This window comes from Amycolatopsis sp. cmx-4-54, from assembly GCF_046548895.1.
Lineage (GTDB): Bacteria > Actinomycetota > Actinomycetes > Mycobacteriales > Pseudonocardiaceae > Amycolatopsis.
Genome location: NZ_JAEBEJ010000009.1, coordinates 36,726 through 55,396, shown reverse-complemented (window position 1 = coordinate 55,396; position 18,671 = coordinate 36,726). Strand labels below are relative to the sequence as shown.

Below are 18,671 nucleotides of genomic sequence, written 5' to 3'. Positions count from 1 at the left end.
GAACTAGGCAGGCGCCTTTCCCGTGGTCCGGTCCAGCACGGGCGAAGCGGGTCCGTAGTAGAACGCGCGCAGCCGGTACGAGGCGTCTTCTTCGCCCGGCATCGTGGCGAGCCCGGCCGACGTCGTCCCCGGATCCGAGACCTCGATCGGCACGAACCCGTCCGAGCCGGGTTTCTTGATCTCCACAAGGAAACCGTCTTCGTCGCTGGAGCGATCGGTCCAGCTGAACCGCACCATCTCCTCCGGCGCGGGCTCGGCCCGGAACGAGGCCGGAGCCGCCGAGCGGTCACCCGTTCGCAAGGACACGGCGGGGCCGCCCACGGCCGGAGTGGCAGGCCCGGAAACCGTGACGGCGTCCGAAACGGTGCCGTAGAACGGCCGGATCCGGTAGTAGAACCGGGTTTCGGGCATCAGGTCCGGATGCCGGTAGGACGTCTGCCGAGGCGGCACGAACTGCAGGATCGTGTATTCGCCGTGCGGATCGGTGGTGTACTCGACGATCCGCCCCGCGACGTCCGGATCGTCGTCGGGCCAGCTCAGGTCGACGTTCACCGGATCGGTCAGTGTCGCGGTGAAACAGGGCTCCTCGCCGCATCCCGACACGAAAGCGAACACCAGCAGCAGAACGGCCACGAGTTTCCTTGGCACGCCCAGGCCCTCCCGGGAATCAGGCGGCGGCGGAATCCGGAGGCGTCAGCATACGAGCGCGCCCGGTGATCGACAAGACCCCGGTTGAACCGCGTCCCCGTGCCGTCCGTGTGGGAGGCAAGAGGAGGCGGCCATGGAGAACCGAGGAGAGGCCGGTGCCGATGCACAGTTCGATCGCGGCGCGCGCCGAACGATCCACTCTGCCCCTGCGGGTTGCAGTACTGTCCTCGCCGACCCAGAAGACCGTCGGGAGGACACGAGTGGCGATCGGAGGCCGGCGGCCCAAAAAGGCCAAAGGCGAGGACTTGGTCCGGCACTTGTACGCCGAACACGGGCGAAGCCTGCTGGCGTACGCGACGAGGCTGACCGGAGACCGCGCGGCAGCAGAGGATGTCGTGCAGGAGACCCTGGTCCGGGCCTGGAAGCACGCCGAAGACCTGGAGAACGACGCGAAGGGATCGGTGCGGGGCTGGCTGCTCACCGTCGCCCGCAACATCATCACCGACCGCGCGCGGGCCAGGGCGGCGCGGCCACCGGAAGTGGCGGAGCCGGAGGAAGGCGCGCCCACCCCGGCGGTGGAGCGGGATCACGCGCAGAGCGTCGTGGACTCCATGGCCGTGCTCGGGGCGATGGACGGGCTTTCCACGGAACATCGTGAAGTACTGGTGGAGATCTACTACCGGGGCCGGACGGTGGCCGAAGCGGCGAGATCCCTGGGCGTGGCCCCGGGTACCGTTAAGTCGAGATCTTATTACGCGTTACGGGCGCTCAGAGCCGTGATGGCGGGACCAGGGAAGGAGGTGGCGCGATGAGTGCGGTCGGACATGACCAGGGCCAGCTCGCCGCTTACGTCCTCGGTGGGCTCACCCCGGCGGAAGCGGCCACGTTCGAGACGCATCTGGCGAACTGCCCCACGTGCCGTCGTGAGGTGCGCGAGCTGTCGGAGCTGCGGTATCACCTCGACGAGGTGCCGCCGGAGGCGTTCCTCGAAGGACCTCCCGACGGGGGAGATCTGCTGCTGCGGCGCACGCTCCGTCAGGTTCGCGAAGAAGAAAGCACTCTGGAGCGCAAGCCGCGGCGGCTCCTCGCCGTGGCCGGTGCGGCCGTACTGGTCGTCGTGGCGCTGGGCGCGGGCGTGCTGGTCGGACGGCAGACGTCGCCCGAACCGTCGACGGTGGCGCTGCCGGTGCCGGCGTCGGCCGCCCCGGTGCCCGGCACCCGCGACCTCGCGGCCACCGACCGGGAGACGGGCACCCAGCTGGCGGTCCGGGTGGTCCCGGCGGCGGGCTGGGTCCGGCTCCACGCCAAGGCGACCGGTGTCCGCGAAGGCGAGAAGTGCGCGCTCGTCGTGGTGACCAAGGGCGGAGAGCGGGTCAACGCGGGCAGTTGGCTCGTTTCGGAGAAGGGGCAGCGCGAGGGCACCGGTATCGACGGTTCGGCACTGGTCGCCCCGGACGACGTGGCTTCGGTCGACGTCGTGACCATGGACGGCCGGAACCTGGTGTCGGCGCGGGTATGACGGATTCGCTCGTGGGTCGCGGAGGTGGTTGGTACCGCTTCCGCGACACGTGGGTGCTCCCGGCCGCGCCCAAGGCGGTCTTCGACGCCGTCGTCGACCTGGCCGCGTATCCGCTGTGGTGGCGCGATGTCCGGTCGGTCAGCCAGGTCGACGAGGACACCGCCGAACTCGTCTGCCGGTCCAGGCTGCCGTACGCGCTGACCGTCCGGATGCACCGGGACCGGCAGGACGAGCGCGACGGCCGGGTGCGGGTCCTGCTCAGCGGCGATCTCGAAGGGACGCTGGCCGGCGCGCTGACGGCGGTGGGGAGTGGCACCAGACTGGAGATCACGCAGGAGGTCGAGGCGCGGAAACCGTTGCTGCGCAAGCTCGATCGGATCGCGCGGCCGGTGTTCCGGATCAACCACGCGCTCATGATGCGGCGGGGGCACAACGGCTTACGGGGGTATCTGCGGGCTTCGGCAGGCTAGAGTCGCGCCATGCGTGTCGCGACCGTGCAACCGTTCACCGTTCCCGCTGATCTTTCCGCGAACATCGCCGAACACGCGAGGCTCCTCCGGATCGCGGAAGCCGACCTCTGCGTCTTCCCCGAACTTTCCTTGACCGGCTTGGAGTTCGAGGCGCTCGCCGCCGATCCGGCACTCTGGCTGTCCGCGGACGATCCCCGCCTCGACCCGCTCCGCGAGGCGTGCCGAGCCAGTAACGTCCATGCCGTCATCGGCCTTCCGCTCATCGAGGACGGACGGCGGCTCATCGGGTCGCTCGTGCTCGGGCCGGCCGGGGAAACCGTTGCCACCTATGCGAAACGGAACCTGCACAACAGCGAGGAAGAGCTGTTCGCACCGGGCACGCGGCAGGTGATCGTCGACGTCGGTGGCAGGCGTCTCGGCCTCGCGATCTGTCTCGACGCGGCGAATCCGGACCATGCGCGGGAGCTTGCCGAGGCGGGCGCCGAGGTCTACGTGCTCAGCGCGCTCTTCAGCGAGGGCCAGGAACAGCGGCTGCTCGATCAGGTCGGCGTCGCGGCCGGATACGGGATGTGGGTGGTGCTTTCCCAGTATTCCGGCAAGACCGGTGGGATGGCCGCGTTCGGTGGCAGCGGGGTGTGGAAACCCGGAGGCGCCGCCGAGGTACGCCTCGGCGGCGAGGTCTCCGAATGGGCCTACGCGACGATCGCTTCCTGAACTTTCCGCGGGCGAAGGAACACCGTCGCGGAGAAAACGGCGAGAGCGAGCAGTCCGGCGCTCAACGCGTACGCCGTCCGGTAGCCGCCGGTGAGCGCCTCGGGAATCGCGGTGCCCTCGGCCAGGAGCGAGCCGGTGCGGGACGCGGCGGCGGTCGCGAGCACGGCGGTCCCGATGGCCGCGCCGATCTGCTGCGTGGTGTTGATCAGTCCCGAAGCGACCCCGATGTCGGCGGATGCGACGCCGGACATCGCCTGTCCCATCAGCGCCGGCATCGCCGCGCCGAACCCGATGCCCATCAGGACGAGCGCGGGCAGGACGTCCGTCGCGTAGTCGCCGTCCGCCTCGACGGTGGCGAGGAAGCCGAGCGCCAGCGCGACCAGGGAAAGCCCGGTGACGAGTACCGTCCGTGCCCCGAAGCGGTGGTTCAGCCGTTCGGCGAAGACCAGGGACATCACCGCGATCGACAGCGGTGCGGGCAGGAAGGCGAACCCGGTGCTCAACGCGTCGAGTTCGAGCACTCGCTGCAGGTAGAGCGCGGTGATGAACTGGAAACCGAACAGCCCGGCGACCATCAGGACCATCACGGTGTTCGCCCCGGACACCGCGCGGAGGCGGAAGATCCGAAGCGGCAGCAGCGGTTGACGGGCCTTCGCTTGCCGGAGCACGAATCCGGCGAGAAGAAGCAGCGACACCACGAGCAGCCCGAGCGTGCGGGCGTCGGCCCAGGTGTAGTCCTCTGCTTTGACGATCGTGTAGACCAGCAGCATCAGCCCACCGGTGACCAGTCCGGCGCCGGTGACGTCGGTGCCGCCGCGCAACCCAGGGCCCCGGTCGTCCACGAGCAGCCGGACGGCCAGCGCCAGCGCGATCGCGCCGATCGGCAGGTTGACGAAGAACGTCCAGTGCCAGTCGAGCAGCTGAGTGAGCGTGCCGCCCGCGATGAGCCCGATCGACGATCCGGCGGCCTGGGTGAAGCTGTAGACGCCGATGGCCTTCGCCCGTGCCCGCGGTTCCGGGTAGAGCGTGGTGATCATGCCGAGCACGACGGCCGACGCCAGCGCGCCGCCCGCGCCCTGAAGGAAACGGAACACGATGAGCTGCGCTCGGTCTTGGGCGATCCCGCAGAGCAGAGACGCGAGGGTGAACAGGCCGAGCCCGGCGAGGAAGACCCGTTTCCGGCCGATCAGATCGCCCAGTCTGCCGGACAAGAGGAGCAGCCCGGCGAACGCGATCAGATAGGCGTTGACCACCCAGGCCAGGGTGGACGGCGAGAAGCCGAGGTCGTTCTGGATCGCGGGCAGCGCGACGGCGACGATCGAGCCGTCGAGGACGACCATCAGCGAGACGGCGCAAAGAACGGCAAGGGTGAGAGCGCGCATGGTGATCCTTCGAGATTCCCCAGGTGACGCCTTGGTGCATCACTTGTAACAGCGCCCATCTTGTGTGACTCTGTTCCTCGCCGGAAGGAGGCACTTTCATGTCCCAGGGGAACACCGATGTGACCGCGCAGGCCAGGGTGGTCGATCCGGAAAAGCTCGAGGTGTGCACCGTGCTCGAGGTGATCAACCGGATCAGCGGCAAGTGGGCGATCGGCATCCTGCTGGAGGCCACGCGCGGTCCGGTGCGGTTCACCGAACTGGAACGGTCGGTGGAGGGGATCAGCAGGCGGATGCTCACGCTGACGTTGCGGAACCTCGAACGCGACGGCCTGCTCGTGCGCACCGTGTACCCGACGGTGCCGCCGAAGGTGGAATACGAGGCCACGCCGATGGCGAAGGAACTCTATGCGTCGCTGAGCGGCTTGCTGAGCTGGGCCGAGCGCCACCGCGACTCGATCGCCGCGTCCCGCGTCGTCTACGACGAGAAGGTCAGCGCCTGACGGCCGCCGCGTGCACGGCCCGCTGGACGTGCGAGCACAGCAGGTCGAAGTACATCTTGTGGAACGGCAGGTCCGTGCTGTTCTTCGCGGACCAGCTTTCCCAGAGGCCGCCCGGCCGCAGATAGCGTGACGTGTACGCGGTCGTGAGGTCGGCGTCGATGTGGTGCAGGGTCGCGAGCGCCCATTCCTGGTCGTAGCGCAGATCCGGCCGCGCGAGGTAATGGTCCAGATAGGACACGAGGATCTCGGCGTCGGCGATCGTGCCGAACCGGGCCAGCGCGAAGCAGTAGCCCTGCCCGGCGAAGACCAGGTCACTTTCCAGGAGCAGCTCCCGGAGGCGTCCGCGCCACACGGTGCGGCGGTCGACGCCGATGAGCCACGCCGCGGTGATCCGCGGCCGCCAGTCCGCCTCGAGCAGCTCTTCGAGTTCGTCGTCGGTGATCCGCGCGGCGTCCTCGACGAGGTCGCGCAGGAATGTCTCGCGTTCGGCGTCGCTCATCATCCCGGCGAAGTTGCCGTGCAGCAGCTTCGAGTATCGCGCGAGCACGTAGCGGTCGATAGCGTCCGGCATGCCGGTGAGTTTCCCAGAAAAGAAGGAACCGCGGTGCGAGGACGGGGGACCCTCGCACCGCGGTTCCGGTTCGCCGCCGGGCGCTACGCGTGCGCCACGGCCTTTTCCCTGTCGCCTTCAGGATCCTGCGATGTGTCGGGATGGTCGTCGATCAGGGCGGCTTCGTCGAACGGCGCCTGTCCGCTGAAGACCTGGTTGGCCCGTTCGCGGTCGAACTCCTTGGTCCATGTTCCGACCAGGACGGTGGCGACGGCGTTGCCCGCGAAGTTGGTCAGCGCGCGAGCTTCGGACATGAACCGGTCGATGCCGAGGATGAAGCCGACGCCGTCGACCAGTTCCGGCCGGTGCGACTGGAGACCGCCCGCGAGCGTCGCGATTCCGGCGCCGCTGACCCCCGCCGCGCCCTTCGACGCGATGATCATGAACAGCAGCAAGGAGATCTGCTCGCCGAGCGACAGCGGCTGGTCCTGCGCGGTCGCGATGAACAGCGTCGCCATGGTCAGGTAGATGGCCGTGCCGTCGAGGTTGAACGAGTACCCGGTGGGCACCGTGATGCCGACGACCGGCTTGCTGACCCCGAGGTGTTCCATCTTCGCGATCAGGCGCGGCAGGGCCGATTCCGACGACGAGGTCGACAGGATCAGGAGGAACTCGCGGCCGAGATAGCGCAGCAGCGTGAAGATGTTGATCCGCGCGCCGAGCCACAGCACCGAGCCGAGCACCCCGAACACGAAGACCAGGCAGGTCAGGTAGAAGCCGATCATGATGACGGCGAGGCTGCGCAGCGCGCCCCAGCCGGTTTCCCCGACCACCGCGGCGATCGCGCCGAACGCGCCGACCGGGGCCGCCCACATGATCATCGCGAGGATCCGGAACACCAGCCGCTGGATGTGCTCGATACCGCGGCGGATCGGTTCGCCCTTGGTGCCCAGCTTCTGGACGGCGAACCCGGCGAGCAGCGCGACCAGCAGCGTCTGCAGGACCTGGCCTTCGGTGAAGGCGGAACCGAAACTGGTCGGGATGATGCCGAGCAGGAAGTCGACGGAGCCTTCGCCGCCCTCGGCCTGCGTGTGCGCCTTCGCGGCGGCGGCCGGGTCGAGGTGCAGGCCCTCGCCCGGGTGCAGGAGGTTGCCGACGACGAGGCCGATCGCGAGCGCGAACGTCGACATCATCAGGAAGTAGCCGAGCGACAGCAGCCCGACCTTGCCGACCTTCGCGGCCTTCGCCACCGATCCGATACCGAGGACGATGGTGCAGAAGATGATGGGGGAGATCATCATCTTGATCAGGTTGACGAAACCCGTGCCGAGCGGCTTGAGCTCCTTGGCCAGACCCGGCGCGGCGAACCCGACGACGACGCCGAGGACCACCGCCGCGATCACGGCCAGGTACAGGTAGTGCATCTTGTCGCGACGTCGTGGCGCCGCTTCCGGCGTTGTAGGCACCTTTGCCTCCAGCTCAGGGGGGGTGTCCGTGGGATTGCCGGTCACTATCACCCGGCCAGGTGAGCTGGGTCACGGTTGTGTTCATTGAGTTCGCGCGAGCGGTTTCCGGGGAATTCCGGCCGGGCGCGCCGAGCGGCCCCGTGAGCGGTGTGCTGGTATGAGCGGGTGCCCTCGACGACGCGGATCCGGACCAGGCGCGGCAGTCTCGCCCGCCAGCTGCTGATTCTCCAGCTCGTGGTGCTTTTCGTGCTCGTCGCGGCGGGGGTCTCCTTCGCGTATCTCGATTCCGTCCGGGCCACCGAAGACCGGGCGGAGGACAAGGTGATCGCGGTCGCCGAAGCGGTGGCGGACGCGCCGGGGGTACTGGCCGCACTGTCCACATCGGAGCCCACCTCGACGTTGCAGCCGTTCGCGCAGAGTGTCCGCGCGGATACGGACGTGGACTTCGTGACCATCATGGACAAGAACGGGATCCGCTACACGCATCCGAATCCGGACCTGATCGGGCAGCCGTTCATCGGCAACATCGGCGAGGCGCAGCGCGGCGGCAGGGTGCTCGAGACCTACGCCGGCTCGCTCGGGCCGTCGGAACGCGTCGTGGTGCCGGTGCACGGTGCCGCCGGACAGGTCGTCGCGCTGGTGTCGGTCGGCATCACCGTCGAAGCGATCGACGCCGAGCTGCGGGAACGGTTGTGGCCGTTGATCGGGGTCGCGGTGGCGGTGCTGGTGGTCGGCGGGATCGGCAGCTATCTGGTCAGCGCCCGGCTCCGGCGGCAGACCAGGGGGATCGCGCCTGAGGAACTGAGCAACCTGTTCGAGTACCACGAGGCCGTCCTGCATTCCGTGCGCGAGGGGCTGCTGCTCGTCGGCGGCGACGGACGAGTGGTGCTGTGCAACGACGGGGCCCGCGCGCTGCTGGGTGTCACCGACGATCCGGTCGGGCGGGAACTGTCCTCATTGGACATTCCCGAAGACCTCGTCGAAGCGTTCACCTCGGGGGAGGAGCGCACCGACGAACTGCATCTGACCGAGGCCAGGGTGCTCGTCGTCAGCACGTCGCCGGTGCGCTCGCGCGGAAAGGCGATGGGCACCGTGGTGATCCTGCGCGACCACACGGAACTCCAGGCGCTGACCGGGGAACTGACCACCGTGCGAGGTCTGGCCGAAGCACTGCGGTCGCAGGCGCACGAGGCGGCGAACCGGCTCCACACCGTCGTTTCGCTGGTCGAGATCGGCCGCCCCGAACAGGCCGTCGAGTTCGCCACCGAAGAACTCGCGCTGGCGCAGGAACTCACCGACCGCGTGGTCGGCGCGGTCGCCGAACCGGTGCTCGCGGCGCTGCTGCTGGGCAAGGCGGCGGAGGCGAGCGAGCGCGGCGTCGAGTTCACGATCACGCCCGACACCGTCATGGAGGACGCGGCCACCGGCGTCCCGCCCCGCGATCTGGTGACCATCCTCGGCAACCTGATCGACAACGGCATCGACGCGGCGGCGGGGAACGCCGGCGACGGCGGACGGCCCGGAGTCGAGGTCACCGTGCGGTCCGACGCCGAGGGGCTACTGCTGCGGGTCGCCGACACCGGCCCCGGGGTGGACGACGTCGAGGACGTGTTCCGGCGCGGCTGGTCGACCAAACCGGAGGACGGACACGGGCTCGGCTTGGCGTTGGTGGGTCAGGCGGTGCGGCGGCACAGTGGGACGATCGACGTCGGCCGTGCGGAGGGCGCGGTGTTCACCGTGTGTCTGCCGCCGAAGGAGCCGACACGATGATCAAGGTGCTGGTCGTCGAGGACGAACCGGTGGCCGCCGCCGCGCACCGGGTGTACGTCGAGCGGATGCCCGGCTTCACCGTGTCCGGCGTCGTCCACTCCGGCGGCGACGCCCTGCGGTTCTGCGAACGCGAACCGGTCGACCTGGTGCTGCTGGACTTCTATCTCCCCGACACGCACGGTCTCGCCGTCTGCCGGTCGTTGCGCGCGGCCGGTCTCCCGATCGACGTCATCGCGGTGACCTCGGCGCGGGATCTGGCGCTGGTCAAGGCCGCCGTGTCGGTCGGCGTGGTGCAGTACCTGCTGAAACCGTTCACTTTCGCCTCCCTGCGGGAGAAACTCGAGCGCTACGCCGAGTTCCACGGCGCTTCGGGCGAGGTCACCGGCCAGGCCGAGATCGACCGCGCGCTCGGCACCCTGCGCACCACCGAGCGGCAGGCGCTGCCGAAGGGGATGAGCTCGCAGACCCTGGAGGCGATCACCGAAGTCCTCGCCTCGGCCGCGGACGGCCTCTCCGCCGGGGCGGCCGCGACCGCGATCGGCGCCTCCCGCGTCACCGCCCGCCGCTACCTCGAATACCTCGCCGACAACGGCCTCGCCCAGCGCGAGCCCCGCTACGGCCAGGTCGGCCGCCCCGAGGTCTGGTACAAACCGAAAACCGTATAACGGCCTATACGTCGGCGCGGGAGCGACCATCGTCGTATGCGAACACGTGCATGTCAATAGGACGAAAGTGTTGGTAAATCACCAGCTGGCAGAAGCGACGAAAGTTGGTGCCGAGCCTCGGCCGGGGCTCCTAAATTCACGAACCATTCCGTTGTCCTCACAAGGAGTGGGTCCATGGCAAGGAAGTTCTTCGTCTCCGCGTCCGTGAGCTTGGCGCTGCTGGCCGTCCCGGTCACCGCGGGCCAGGCCACGGCGGCGGTCCAGCCTGCTCAGCAGACCGTGGCGGCGACCACGGTCTACTACGACGCCTCGGGGGCTCCCAGCTTCCGCGCCGCCATCCAGGCGGGCGTGGCCAACTGGAACAACTCGGCGTCCAACGTGAAGCTGCGGGAAAGCTCGTCGGGCGCCACCTTGCGCTACACCGAAGGCAACGACCCCTCGGGTTCGTACGCCGAGACCGACGGCCACGGCCGCGGTACCATCTTCATCGACTACACGCAGGCGCGGCAGTACGACCAGACGCGGATCGCCGCGCACGAGACCGGTCACGCGCTCGGCCTGCCGGACAACTACCAGGGCCCGTGCTCCGAACTGATGTCCGGCGGCGGCCCCGGCCCGTCCTGCACCAACGCGAAGCCGAACGCCCAGGAGGTCTCGCGGGTGAACTCGCTGTGGGCCAACGGACTCGTCGCGGCCGGCGCCATGCAGCGCATCTACAACTGACGCCTCTCGCAAGTCCGTGAAGGCCTCCTTGAGGGACCCAGAGTCCCTCAAGGAGGCCTTCACGGCTGTCTAGCCCTGGAACTCGTAAGCGCCCGCATCGACCCGCGCGCCGGCGAAGACCGGGTTCCCGTCGACGTCGCGGTCGTCGTACTTCGTGGTGCCGAGGTCGATCGCCGGGCTTCCCGCCCGAAGGATCAGGTTCGTGGCCGAGGTGAACTTCGGATCCGCGACCTTGTCCGTCGCGCCGGGAGTGAACTGCCGGAGCCCGCCGAAGTACACGTTGTGATCGGTCGCGGTGAAGGTCGTGTCCGCGTAGCCGACCTTGTACGCCGCATGGACGACGTTCTGCGTCATCGTCAGCATCTGGTTGGTGCAGCCGCCGTAGCAGACGAAACCTTCCGCCTCGGCGTTCGGGAGCCGGAGCGAGTTGTTGCGGAACACCGTGCCGAGCACCGGCCCGTTGCCGTCCTCCGTGCCGCGCGTGATGATCCCGCCGCGCGTCTTGGCGCCGAAGACCGCGTTGTACTCGAAGACGTTGCCGGTGGAGACGCCGTCGGGGTCCTTCGCGTCGGTGCCGAGCTCGGTGAAGGTCTCGTTGTCCTCGGAGATGTTGTGGTGGATGACATTGCGGGAGCCGTAGAAGATCTCGACCGCGGCGCCGTCGAGGCCGCCGAAGTCGTCGGCTTTCGCGATCGAGCCGCTGATCCGGTTCCAGCCGATGTCGGAACCGTCGCCCTGGACCAGGATCGCGAACGCGCCGGAGTCGTCGTCGCCGCCCGGCGTCACGACGGTCATGTGGTTGTTGTCGACCAGGTCGTTCTGCGTGACCTCGGTGCCCTCGGCCGACGGCGCGATGTACACGCCCGCGCCGGCGCCGGTGACCAGGTTCGACAGCACCTTGTCACGGTCGCCGGACACTTTCACCCCGGCCCACGAACAGCGTCCCGCATCGGCCGCGACGCCGACTTGGAGGTCCTTCACCACGATGTCGTCGCCGGCGAGCTCGACACACGCTTCGGCGTTGCCCTTGACGATCGGCCGCGCGCCGGTGCCGTAGGCGCTGATCGTCACACCCGAACTCTTGACGGTGAGGCCACCGGACCAGGCACCGCCGCGACGCAGCAGGACGGTGTCGCCCGCGGCGAACGTGGTGGCGGAGACCTTCGCCAGGGATTTCCAGGGGGTCTGCTGTGAAGTGCCGCTCGCGGTGTCACTGCCGGAGACCTGGTCGACGTAGTAGGTCTTCGAGGCGGCTTCGGCCGTCGTGAATCCGGTGCACGCGAGAGCGGCGAGCACGGTCACGGAAAGCAGTTTCCAGGACATTCCGCGGACGGTAATCACCTGGCGCACAAGGGTCGTACAAAGACCTCGGTGGCTTTAGCATGATCCGATGCGCCGCGCGTCGAGGATTCTCGTAGCGGCCGCGTTGCTGTTCAGTGCCGTGGTGGCGAGCAGCGGGATCACGTCCGCGCCGCCACCGGTCGCTCCCGTCGCCGGGCTGAACGAGCTCTGGAACGGCTACGGCGATCAGGGCGGCCACTGGACCGGCGGGGATCGCACGGTGTCGGTGCCGCTGCCCGACGGTCGTACCGCGTGGCTGTTCTCGGACACCTTCCTCGGCGCGGTGAACCCGGATCACAGCCGCCCCTCGGACAGCCCCATCGCCCGCAACACCCTGGTCGTCCAGCGGCAGGACGGCACGCTGGGGGAGACGCTGCACGGCGGCACCGCCGACGAACCGGAGGCACTGATCGGGGTCGCGGGCTCGGACGAGCACTACTGGGTCGGTGACGGAGTCGTCCAAGGCGACGTCCTGCGGGTGCTCTACAACCGGTACCGGACGACGGGGTCCGGCGGCCTCGACTTCCGGGGCACCGGGACTTCGCTGGCCACCTTCCGCTTGCCCGAGCTGACGCCGTCCGAGCTGCTGGTGATCCCGGTGAGCGACCGGGTCGCGTGGGGATCGGAGCTGCTCGAAGACGGTGGCCACACCTACATCTTCGGTGCCGAACAAGGACACCTCCGGCTCGCCCGGGTGCCCGTCGGGGGCCTTCGCGGACCTTGGCAGTTCTGGACCGGCGCCGGTTGGTCGTCGCACGAAGAGGACTCCGCCCGGATGCTCGCGGGGGTCGGAACGGCGTTCTCCGTGACCCGCGTCGGCGGCGAATACGTGCTGGTCACCATGGACACGAGCGCCGGCTTCAGCCCGGTGATGCTGGCCTACACCGCTGCTTCCCCGACCGGACCGTTCGGCGATCCTGTCGTTCTCCACCGGGCACCCGAGGCCACTGACCGGCGCATCGTCTACGACGCGACTGCGCATCCTCAGCTGAGCCGTCCCGGGAAGCTCACGGTTTCGTACAACGTGAACAGCTTCGACCACGCCGACAACATCGCCGACGTGCGGATCTACCGGCCGCGGTTCGTCGAGGTCGCCTGGCCGCCTGCCCTACGCTTCGTCGAGTGATCGAGATACTCGACGACCTCGATGTCCTCACCCTGCCGGATGCCGATCCGCGCGGCCTGAGTCTCGCCGGTGCCGTCTTCGGGTCGAAAGCCGCCGACACCGTCGCCCGCGACAGCGTCATCGAGGTCACGCTCTCGTCGATCGTCCACCGCTCGATCGGCGGAAGCGGCCGGGCCACGGAGTACTACGGCGCGGACGGGGAGCCCCTCTCTCGTGAGGAGGTGGTCGAGAACGCCGTCGAAACCGAGGGAATCGTTCACTATCCCGGCAAGTTCAGCTACCGGATCGTCGGCGGGACTGTCTCCGGATTCGCCTTCTACGGCGCCGAGCGTAGTCTTCTCGCCCACTTCGGGTATCTGCGGTCTCGTGACGAGTTTCTCGGCGTGTTCGGAACGCCCGATCTCGTCGAGGAGAGCTTCGATTGCGGCGAGCTGATGGGCTACCGGCATCGTTACCGGGCTGCCGGGAAGCAGGTCTTCTGGGACAGCTGGGACGATCGCGTGAGCTGGTTGAACATCGGCGGCTTCGACTCTCGCTGATCACTCGAGAACGCGGTCGTCCCGGGGCGTTTCGATGGTCAGGGGAACCGGCGTGTCACCGGTGAGCTGGTTCAGCCGGGTCATGGTCCGGTCCAGCTGCTCCGCCAGCCGCGGGATCGTGCTCGACGGGAGATAGGCCTCCGCGCCGGCGTCGAGGAGACGGCGCACCGGGCCCTCGTAGCTGACTCCGAGTTCGGCGTCCTCGATCTCCGTGATCACGATCCGCGCCTTCGGGTACAGCGCGCGGAAGTTGCCGATCAACTGCGGACTGCCCGGCGGGACCAGCAGAACGTCGACGGTCGGGGGAGCCGAGCGCAGGTCCAGCACGAGATAACCGGGGCCGAGCCGCTCGGACAACGAGTCCCGCGCCGACGCCGACAGCTTCATGGCGGTGGCGACCACCGTGATGTCGTCCGAGTCCGTCGAACGCACCGGTTCTTCGCGGACAGCGCCCGAAATCGTCGCGATGGTCTCACCGTTCCGGGTGACGAGCACGTGCTCGCCGGGACGCAGGGAGTCGATGAGCGCTACGAGTTCTTCAGGGAGCTGGGAGGCGTCGACCCACCGTGCGGACTGATCACTCATCACCCCATGATGGCCTGCTTCCCCGCACCTGCCGCAAGGAAGGGGCCCCTTCACACACCCCGACCGCGGTCACCCTCAGGCCCGGGTCCGTGAAGGCCTCCTTGAGGGACCCAGAGTCCCTCAAGGAGGCCTTCACGGACTTCACAGTCGGAACCCGCTACCGCTGCCGTGGCCGTCCGGGCACGCCCGGCCGCGTCTGCCAGGGATGCGGCCCGTCGAGCGGCCGGTACTCGACGCCCATCGCGTCCAGCCGCGGCAGGTGGTGGTCCCGCAAACGCGGCAGGAACTCCGCGTAGTCCCGTCCGTCCGGATCGCTCCACGCCACCTCGGCGAAGGCGCACAGGCGCGGGAAAGCGACGTAGTCCACCCGGCGCACGGTGTCGAGATGCTCCGACCACACCTGCGCCTGCGCCCCGAGAATCGACTTCCCCTCGGGGAAATCGGCGGGCACCGGCTCGTAATCGTAGAAGCTCTCCAGCGTGCTCAGGTAACCGACCGGAATCGGTTCGTCGGGGTGATCGGACTGCCGGTGGTCCAGATACACGTGCTCCTCGGGGCACATGACGACGTCGTGCCCGGCGGCCGCCGCACGGGCGCCAGCGGCTTCGCTCTGCCACGAGCCGATGACCATCGGCGGCAGGTCGCCCGCTTCGAGCACTTCGTCCCAGCCGAGCGGACGGCGCCCCCGCTCGACCAGGTGCCGTGCGATCTCGCGGACGAACCGGCCGTGTTCTTCGGTCGCGCCGGGCACTTCGTCACCGCCGAGCGCGATGACCTCGGACGGGAAGATCTCCAGTACATGGTCGAAGACACGCTTGAAGAAGTCCACTGTGGACTTTTCGGTGTTCAGCAGTGACGTGCTGATGCCCCAGCTCGTCCACACTTCCCACGGTTCGGCGGTTTCCGGGCCGAGCTCGGGGTACGCGGCGATCGCGGCCCGCGCGTGGCCGGGGATGTCGACCTCCGGGACCACCGTCACCGAACGCGCGGCGGCGTACGCGACGATCTCGCGGAGATCGCCGGCCGTGTAGAACCCGCCGTGCGGCCGCCCGTCCCGTTCCGGGCCGTCGTGCCGCCCGACCATGGACGACTTCCGCCAGCCGCCCACCTCGGTCAGCCTGGCGAAATTGGGGATCTCGATCCGCCAGCCCTGGTCGTCGGTCAGGTGCAGGTTGAGCACGTTGAGCTTGTGCGCCGCGATCAGGTCGATGAACCGCAGCACCTCGGCCTTGGTCCGGAAGTTCCTTGCCACGTCCAGTAAACAGCCGCGCCAGCCGAACCGCGGATGGTCGGTGACCACGCCGCACGGGATCGTCTGCTGTCCACTGTGGATCGATGCGGCCCGGAACGCGTCCGGCCCGATCAGCTGGCGGAGCGTCTGGCGGCCGTAGAACTCGCCTGCCGCGTCGGCCGCGTGCAGGGTCACGCCGGACGGATCGATCTCCAGCCGGTAACCCTCGGCGGGCAACAGCTCGTCGCGGCGTACGTCCACTTCGGACGGTATCGGACATTGTCCCGGCAGGGGTTCCACCGAGACGGGACGGGGGAGCAGAGTTTCGAAGCCAGGCATGTCAGCCCTTCACCGCGCCGCCCATGACGGACACGAGTCGTCGTTGCACGAGAATGAAGAACACCAGCACCGGGATGGTCATCAACGTCGAACCCGCCATCACCGCGCCCCAGTCGGTGTCCTCCGGTTTGAAGAACACCAGGATCGCCAGCGGGAGCGTCTGGTTCTCGGTGTTGGAGATGATGAACGTCTTCGCGAACAGGAAGTCGTTCCAGGCGTGGATGAACGCCAGCACACTGATCGCCACCAGCCCGGGTGCCACCAGCGGGAAGAGGATCTGCCAGGTGAACCGCATCCGGCTCGCCCCGTCGATCTTCGAAGCCTCTTCCAGTTCCTGCGGCACCGCGGCGACGAAGCCGCGCAGCATCCAGATCGCGAACGGCAGGCTGAACGCCAGGTGCACCAGGATCAGCGAGCCGAGGTGGTTGGTGCCGAACGCCGGCGCGACGTCGCCGACCGACCGCATCAGGAAGAACAGCGGAATGGTCAACGCTTCGACCGGCACCATCTGCGCCACCAGCACCATCACCAGCAGCACGGTCCGGCCCTTGAAGTTGAACCGCGTCAGCGCGACCGCCGAAAGGAACGACAGCAGCAGTGACAACACCACCACCACGACGGCCACGATCACGCTGTTCAGGAAGAACATCGCGAAGCCTTCGCCGCTCAGCACCCGTTCGAAGTGTTCGAGCGTCGGCGTGAGCGTCCACGGCCGGGGGTTCTCCGCCTGGATCTGCCCGGTGGGCTTGAAGGCGGAGAGCACCATCCAATACACCGGGAACGCGACCATTCCCGCGATCACCACGCAGATGATCTCGGCGATCAGCCTGCCGGGCTTTTGAACTCGACGTCCCGCGGTCACACCCATCCCGCGCTCCGGCGTTGCGACCGGACGTACAGCCCGGTGATGGACAGCAGCAGCAAGGTCATCACGACTCCGAGCGCCGCGCCGAGACCGTATTCCTGTCCGGCGAAGGCCTGTTGATAGGCGAAGACGTTGAGCACGAGGTTGCGCCCGGCCACGCCGCCGCCGTTGGTCATCACGTAGATCTGCGTGAAGATCTTGAAGTCCCAGATGATCGACTGGATGGTGGCGATCGTCAGCAGCGGCCGCACCATCGGCAGCGTGATCGACCATGTGGTGCGCCAGGTCGACGCGCCGTCGAGGTACGCGGCCTCGATGACCTCTTCCGGTACTCCCTTGAGCCCCGCGTACATCGTCACCATGACGAACGGGAACGAACACCAGATGACCTCGGCCGCCACCAGCCCGAACGTGCTGTAGGTGTCGAACGTCCAGGAGTGGTTCGCCATCCCGGTGAATCCGATGCCCGAGAGCACCTCGTTCACCAGGCCGAAGTCCGCGTCGAACAGGAACAGCCAGACGTACGAGCCCGCCATCGCCGGCGTCGCCCACGCGGCGAGCGCCGCCAGGAACAGCGGGACGCGCGCCCACGCACGGACCCGGGTCGCCAGCACGGCGAGCCCCGTCCCGAGCGCGAGGCTGCCGACGACGCAGACCGCGGTGAAGCCGAGGGTCTTGGCCAGCACCTCCCAGAACTGGAGATTCTCCAGCAGTTCGACGTAGTTGCCGAAGCCGAGGAACACCAGCGGGGCGTTGCCGACCGCCTGTGGCTGGCCGTAGTCGTAGAACGAGATCAGGACGAGCTGGTAGATCGGGTACACCAGCATCGCCAGCAGCAGGATGCCACCGGGCGCCAGGTAGAGCAGGGCCGCCCGCCCGTCCCGGCGACGGCGGGGCGACCGCCGTGCCGGGACGGCCGGAGCCGTGGTGCGGGGGATTTCCTTCGTGACCACTTAGCCGAACGCCTTGTTCATCTCGGCGGCGGCGGCGGTCAGCGCGGCCGCGGGATCCTTGCCGCCGGTCGCGATCTGCTGGATCGCGGTGGGCAGGACGTTCTGCGCGTCGATCTTCGACCACGCCGCGGTGGCGGGGACGAACTTCGTGCCCGCGGTGAGCGTGTCGACGAACGGCTTGACCGACGGGTCGCTCGCGGCGAGCTTCTGCTGGACGCTGCCGAGAGTGGGCAGGTTGCCCATGGCGACGTACATCTTCTCCTGGTACTTGGCGCCACCCAGCAGCTGAGTGAACTCGACCGCGAGGCTCTTGCGCTTGGTCGCGTTGAACACGCCGAGCAGGTTGCCACCCGAGAACGCCGGGGCGATCTTGCCCGCCTCGGTGCCCGGGATCGGGATGATCGCGTACTTGCCCTTCACCTGACCGGCCTCGACGGCCTTGCGGTTGAAGTCACCGCCGATGGACATCCCGGCCTTGCCGCCGGCGAACGCGGTGATGCTCTGCGTCCCGGTGAGGTTGGCGCACTGCTCGGGCGGGCAGATGTCCGCCTTCAGCAGGTTCGCGTACGCCGCGACCCCGGCCTTGGCCTGCTCGGAGTCCACAGTGGACTTCCACTTGTCGCCGTCCTGCTTGGCGATCTCGCCGCCGTGTGCCCACAGGAACGGCAGCATCGCGTAGGTGTACTTGCCGCCGACGGAGATGCCGTACAGCTCGGGCTTCTTGGAGCGGATCGTCTTCGCGGTCTCGGTCAGTTCCGCCAGCGTCGTGGGTGGCTTCAGGCCGAGCTCGGCGAAGAGGTCCGTGCGGTAGTACAACGCGCGGATGCCGGTGAACCACGGAAGCCCGTAGGTCTTGCCGCCGGACTTCGCCGTCTCCAGTACCGCGGGCAGGATGTCGGCGCCTTCCTTCCACGACGAGAGGTCGCCGGTCAGGTCGGCCAGCGCGCCGGTGGCGGCGTAGCTGGAGACGTCGGTGTTGCCGAACTCGGCGACGTCCGGCGCGCTCGCCGGATCGTTGAAGGCGCCGGAGAACTTGTCCGCACGGCCCTCCACCGGAATCCACTGGACGTCGACCTCGACGCCCGAATGCGCCGCCTTGAACTCGGCGATCGCCTCCTTGACCGCCGCCTCCTTGGGCGCGCGGTTGGCCTCGTCGAACAGCCAGACCCGGACCGTGCCGGTCTTCTCGTCACCGCCGCTCGCGGCTGGGGTGTTCTGGGCCGGCGCGCAGCCGGCGACGAGGCCGACGGCCGCGAGGCCCGCGATGAGGACGCGAGTTCTCATG

General features: G+C 68.4%; 20 protein-coding genes. 10 read left to right on the top strand and 10 right to left on the bottom strand.

What is annotated here, in order from left to right; translation table 11 throughout:
• Nucleotides 1-3: 3 nt before the first annotated feature.
• The gene (locus ACLJQ7_RS27430) at nucleotides 4-633 is read right to left on the bottom strand and encodes a fibronectin type III domain-containing protein (protein WP_410651038.1); all 630 of its coding nucleotides are present in this window, start codon (nucleotides 631-633) and stop codon (nucleotides 4-6) included.
• 275 nt (nucleotides 634-908) lie between these two features.
• Between ACLJQ7_RS27430 and ACLJQ7_RS27425 the strand changes: the two genes are divergently transcribed.
• Genes ACLJQ7_RS27425 through ACLJQ7_RS27410 form a run of 4 tightly spaced genes read left to right on the top strand, consistent with a single transcriptional unit; the run spans nucleotide 909 to nucleotide 3,351 of the window.
• Nucleotides 909-1,460, top strand: a complete 552-nt coding sequence (locus ACLJQ7_RS27425; protein ID WP_410651344.1) for a sigma-70 family RNA polymerase sigma factor — start codon at nucleotides 909-911, stop codon at nucleotides 1,458-1,460.
• Nucleotides 1,457-2,167: an anti-sigma factor family protein gene (locus ACLJQ7_RS27420; RefSeq protein ID WP_410651037.1), complete on the top strand. Its 711-nt coding sequence runs from the start codon at nucleotides 1,457-1,459 to the stop codon at nucleotides 2,165-2,167. The genes ACLJQ7_RS27425 and ACLJQ7_RS27420 overlap by 4 nt, the downstream gene beginning before the upstream one ends.
• Complete coding sequence (locus tag ACLJQ7_RS27415) at nucleotides 2,164-2,637, top strand: SRPBCC family protein (RefSeq protein WP_410651036.1); 474 nt, start codon at nucleotides 2,164-2,166, stop codon at nucleotides 2,635-2,637. Before ACLJQ7_RS27420 ends, ACLJQ7_RS27415 begins: the two co-directional genes overlap by 4 nt.
• 9 nt (nucleotides 2,638-2,646) lie before the next feature.
• Nucleotides 2,647-3,351 carry a carbon-nitrogen hydrolase family protein gene (locus ACLJQ7_RS27410; RefSeq protein ID WP_410651035.1) on the top strand — a complete coding sequence of 235 codons (705 nt, stop codon included), beginning with the start codon at nucleotides 2,647-2,649 and terminating at the stop codon, nucleotides 3,349-3,351.
• Here ACLJQ7_RS27410 and ACLJQ7_RS27405 read toward each other — a convergent pair.
• Nucleotides 3,330-4,733 carry an MFS transporter gene (locus ACLJQ7_RS27405; RefSeq protein ID WP_410651034.1) on the bottom strand — a complete coding sequence of 468 codons (1,404 nt, stop codon included), beginning with the start codon at nucleotides 4,731-4,733 and terminating at the stop codon, nucleotides 3,330-3,332. The genes ACLJQ7_RS27410 and ACLJQ7_RS27405 overlap by 22 nt on opposite strands.
• A 98-nt stretch (nucleotides 4,734-4,831) precedes the next feature.
• Between ACLJQ7_RS27405 and ACLJQ7_RS27400 the strand changes: the two genes are divergently transcribed.
• Entirely contained in the window at nucleotides 4,832-5,233 is a 402-nt protein-coding gene (locus tag ACLJQ7_RS27400; RefSeq protein WP_240593172.1) for a winged helix-turn-helix transcriptional regulator, read from the top strand.
• Here the strand turns inward: ACLJQ7_RS27400 and ACLJQ7_RS27395 are convergent.
• Both ACLJQ7_RS27395 and ACLJQ7_RS27390 read right to left on the bottom strand, forming a co-directional pair.
• Complete coding sequence (locus ACLJQ7_RS27395; RefSeq protein ID WP_410651033.1) at nucleotides 5,223-5,804, bottom strand: DUF6000 family protein; 582 nt, start codon at nucleotides 5,802-5,804, stop codon at nucleotides 5,223-5,225. The genes ACLJQ7_RS27400 and ACLJQ7_RS27395 overlap by 11 nt on opposite strands.
• Nucleotides 5,805-5,887: 83 nt before the next feature.
• Nucleotides 5,888-7,207 (bottom strand): cation:dicarboxylate symporter family transporter, encoded by a 1,320-nt coding sequence (locus tag ACLJQ7_RS27390; RefSeq protein ID WP_410651343.1) that lies wholly within the window; start codon nucleotides 7,205-7,207, stop codon nucleotides 5,888-5,890.
• 207 nt (nucleotides 7,208-7,414) lie between these two features.
• Between ACLJQ7_RS27390 and ACLJQ7_RS27385 the strand changes: the two genes are divergently transcribed.
• The 3 genes from ACLJQ7_RS27385 to ACLJQ7_RS27375 all read left to right on the top strand — a co-directional run bounded on the left by ACLJQ7_RS27385 (nucleotide 7,415) and on the right by ACLJQ7_RS27375 (nucleotide 10,407).
• Nucleotides 7,415-9,019 carry an ATP-binding protein gene (locus tag ACLJQ7_RS27385; protein WP_410651032.1) on the top strand — a complete coding sequence of 535 codons (1,605 nt, stop codon included), beginning with the start codon at nucleotides 7,415-7,417 and terminating at the stop codon, nucleotides 9,017-9,019.
• Entirely contained in the window at nucleotides 9,016-9,684 is a 669-nt protein-coding gene (locus ACLJQ7_RS27380; protein WP_410651031.1) for a response regulator, read from the top strand. Before ACLJQ7_RS27385 ends, ACLJQ7_RS27380 begins: the two co-directional genes overlap by 4 nt.
• Nucleotides 9,685-9,858: 174 nt before the next feature.
• The gene (locus ACLJQ7_RS27375; protein ID WP_410651030.1) at nucleotides 9,859-10,407 is read left to right on the top strand and encodes a snapalysin family zinc-dependent metalloprotease; all 549 of its coding nucleotides are present in this window, start codon (nucleotides 9,859-9,861) and stop codon (nucleotides 10,405-10,407) included.
• Between the two features lie 69 nt (nucleotides 10,408-10,476).
• Here the strand turns inward: ACLJQ7_RS27375 and ACLJQ7_RS27370 are convergent, their stop codons facing one another.
• Nucleotides 10,477-11,730 carry a choice-of-anchor Q domain-containing protein gene (locus ACLJQ7_RS27370; protein ID WP_410651029.1) on the bottom strand — a complete coding sequence of 418 codons (1,254 nt, stop codon included), beginning with the start codon at nucleotides 11,728-11,730 and terminating at the stop codon, nucleotides 10,477-10,479.
• Nucleotides 11,731-11,797: 67 nt separating this feature from the next.
• Between ACLJQ7_RS27370 and ACLJQ7_RS27365 the strand changes: the two genes are divergently transcribed.
• Both ACLJQ7_RS27365 and ACLJQ7_RS27360 read left to right on the top strand, forming a co-directional pair.
• Complete coding sequence (locus ACLJQ7_RS27365) at nucleotides 11,798-12,874, top strand: DUF5005 domain-containing protein (RefSeq protein ID WP_410651028.1); 1,077 nt, start codon at nucleotides 11,798-11,800, stop codon at nucleotides 12,872-12,874.
• Entirely contained in the window at nucleotides 12,871-13,413 is a 543-nt protein-coding gene (locus ACLJQ7_RS27360) for a hypothetical protein (RefSeq protein WP_410651027.1), read from the top strand. Before ACLJQ7_RS27365 ends, ACLJQ7_RS27360 begins: the two co-directional genes overlap by 4 nt.
• Here ACLJQ7_RS27360 and ACLJQ7_RS27355 read toward each other — a convergent pair whose 3' ends face one another.
• The 5 genes from ACLJQ7_RS27355 to ACLJQ7_RS27335 form a co-directional block, all read right to left on the bottom strand.
• A complete protein-coding gene (locus ACLJQ7_RS27355; RefSeq protein WP_410651026.1) occupies nucleotides 13,414-13,998 on the bottom strand; it encodes a hypothetical protein in 585 nt (194 codons plus the stop codon). It lies immediately after the preceding gene.
• 157 nt (nucleotides 13,999-14,155) lie between these two features.
• On the bottom strand, nucleotides 14,156-15,568 hold the full coding sequence (locus ACLJQ7_RS27350) for a beta-N-acetylhexosaminidase (protein ID WP_410651025.1): 1,413 nt from the start codon (nucleotides 15,566-15,568) through the stop codon (nucleotides 14,156-14,158).
• Nucleotide 15,569: 1 nt separating this feature from the next.
• Entirely contained in the window at nucleotides 15,570-16,436 is an 867-nt protein-coding gene (locus ACLJQ7_RS27345) for a carbohydrate ABC transporter permease (RefSeq protein ID WP_410651024.1), read from the bottom strand.
• Complete coding sequence (locus tag ACLJQ7_RS27340; RefSeq protein WP_016335409.1) at nucleotides 16,427-17,386, bottom strand: carbohydrate ABC transporter permease; 960 nt, start codon at nucleotides 17,384-17,386, stop codon at nucleotides 16,427-16,429. The genes ACLJQ7_RS27345 and ACLJQ7_RS27340 overlap by 10 nt, the downstream gene beginning before the upstream one ends.
• The gene (locus ACLJQ7_RS27335; protein WP_410651023.1) at nucleotides 17,387-18,670 is read right to left on the bottom strand and encodes an extracellular solute-binding protein; all 1,284 of its coding nucleotides are present in this window, start codon (nucleotides 18,668-18,670) and stop codon (nucleotides 17,387-17,389) included.
• Nucleotide 18,671 lies beyond the last annotated feature (1 nt).

Coding starts and splice junctions, on each gene's coding strand:
- ACLJQ7_RS27375 (WP_410651030.1), top strand. CDS start 9,859: ATGGCAAGGAAGTTCTTCGTCTCCGCGTCCGTGAGCTTGGCGCTGCTG.
- ACLJQ7_RS27380 (WP_410651031.1), top strand. CDS start 9,016: ATGATCAAGGTGCTGGTCGTCGAGGACGAACCGGTGGCCGCCGCCGCG.
- ACLJQ7_RS27345 (WP_410651024.1), bottom strand. CDS start 16,436: ATGGGTGTGACCGCGGGACGTCGAGTTCAAAAGCCCGGCAGGCTGATC.
- ACLJQ7_RS27370 (WP_410651029.1), bottom strand. CDS start 11,730: ATGTCCTGGAAACTGCTTTCCGTGACCGTGCTCGCCGCTCTCGCGTGC.
- ACLJQ7_RS27410 (WP_410651035.1), top strand. CDS start 2,647: ATGCGTGTCGCGACCGTGCAACCGTTCACCGTTCCCGCTGATCTTTCC.
- ACLJQ7_RS27405 (WP_410651034.1), bottom strand. CDS start 4,733: ATGCGCGCTCTCACCCTTGCCGTTCTTTGCGCCGTCTCGCTGATGGTC.
- ACLJQ7_RS27335 (WP_410651023.1), bottom strand. CDS start 18,670: ATGAGAACTCGCGTCCTCATCGCGGGCCTCGCGGCCGTCGGCCTCGTC.
- ACLJQ7_RS27395 (WP_410651033.1), bottom strand. CDS start 5,804: ATGCCGGACGCTATCGACCGCTACGTGCTCGCGCGATACTCGAAGCTG.
- ACLJQ7_RS27350 (WP_410651025.1), bottom strand. CDS start 15,568: ATGCCTGGCTTCGAAACTCTGCTCCCCCGTCCCGTCTCGGTGGAACCC.
- ACLJQ7_RS27365 (WP_410651028.1), top strand. CDS start 11,798: ATGCGCCGCGCGTCGAGGATTCTCGTAGCGGCCGCGTTGCTGTTCAGT.
- ACLJQ7_RS27355 (WP_410651026.1), bottom strand. CDS start 13,998: ATGAGTGATCAGTCCGCACGGTGGGTCGACGCCTCCCAGCTCCCTGAA.
- ACLJQ7_RS27415 (WP_410651036.1), top strand. CDS start 2,164: ATGACGGATTCGCTCGTGGGTCGCGGAGGTGGTTGGTACCGCTTCCGC.
- ACLJQ7_RS27400 (WP_240593172.1), top strand. CDS start 4,832: ATGTCCCAGGGGAACACCGATGTGACCGCGCAGGCCAGGGTGGTCGAT.
- ACLJQ7_RS27420 (WP_410651037.1), top strand. CDS start 1,457: ATGAGTGCGGTCGGACATGACCAGGGCCAGCTCGCCGCTTACGTCCTC.
- ACLJQ7_RS27390 (WP_410651343.1), bottom strand. CDS start 7,207: ATGCACTACCTGTACCTGGCCGTGATCGCGGCGGTGGTCCTCGGCGTC.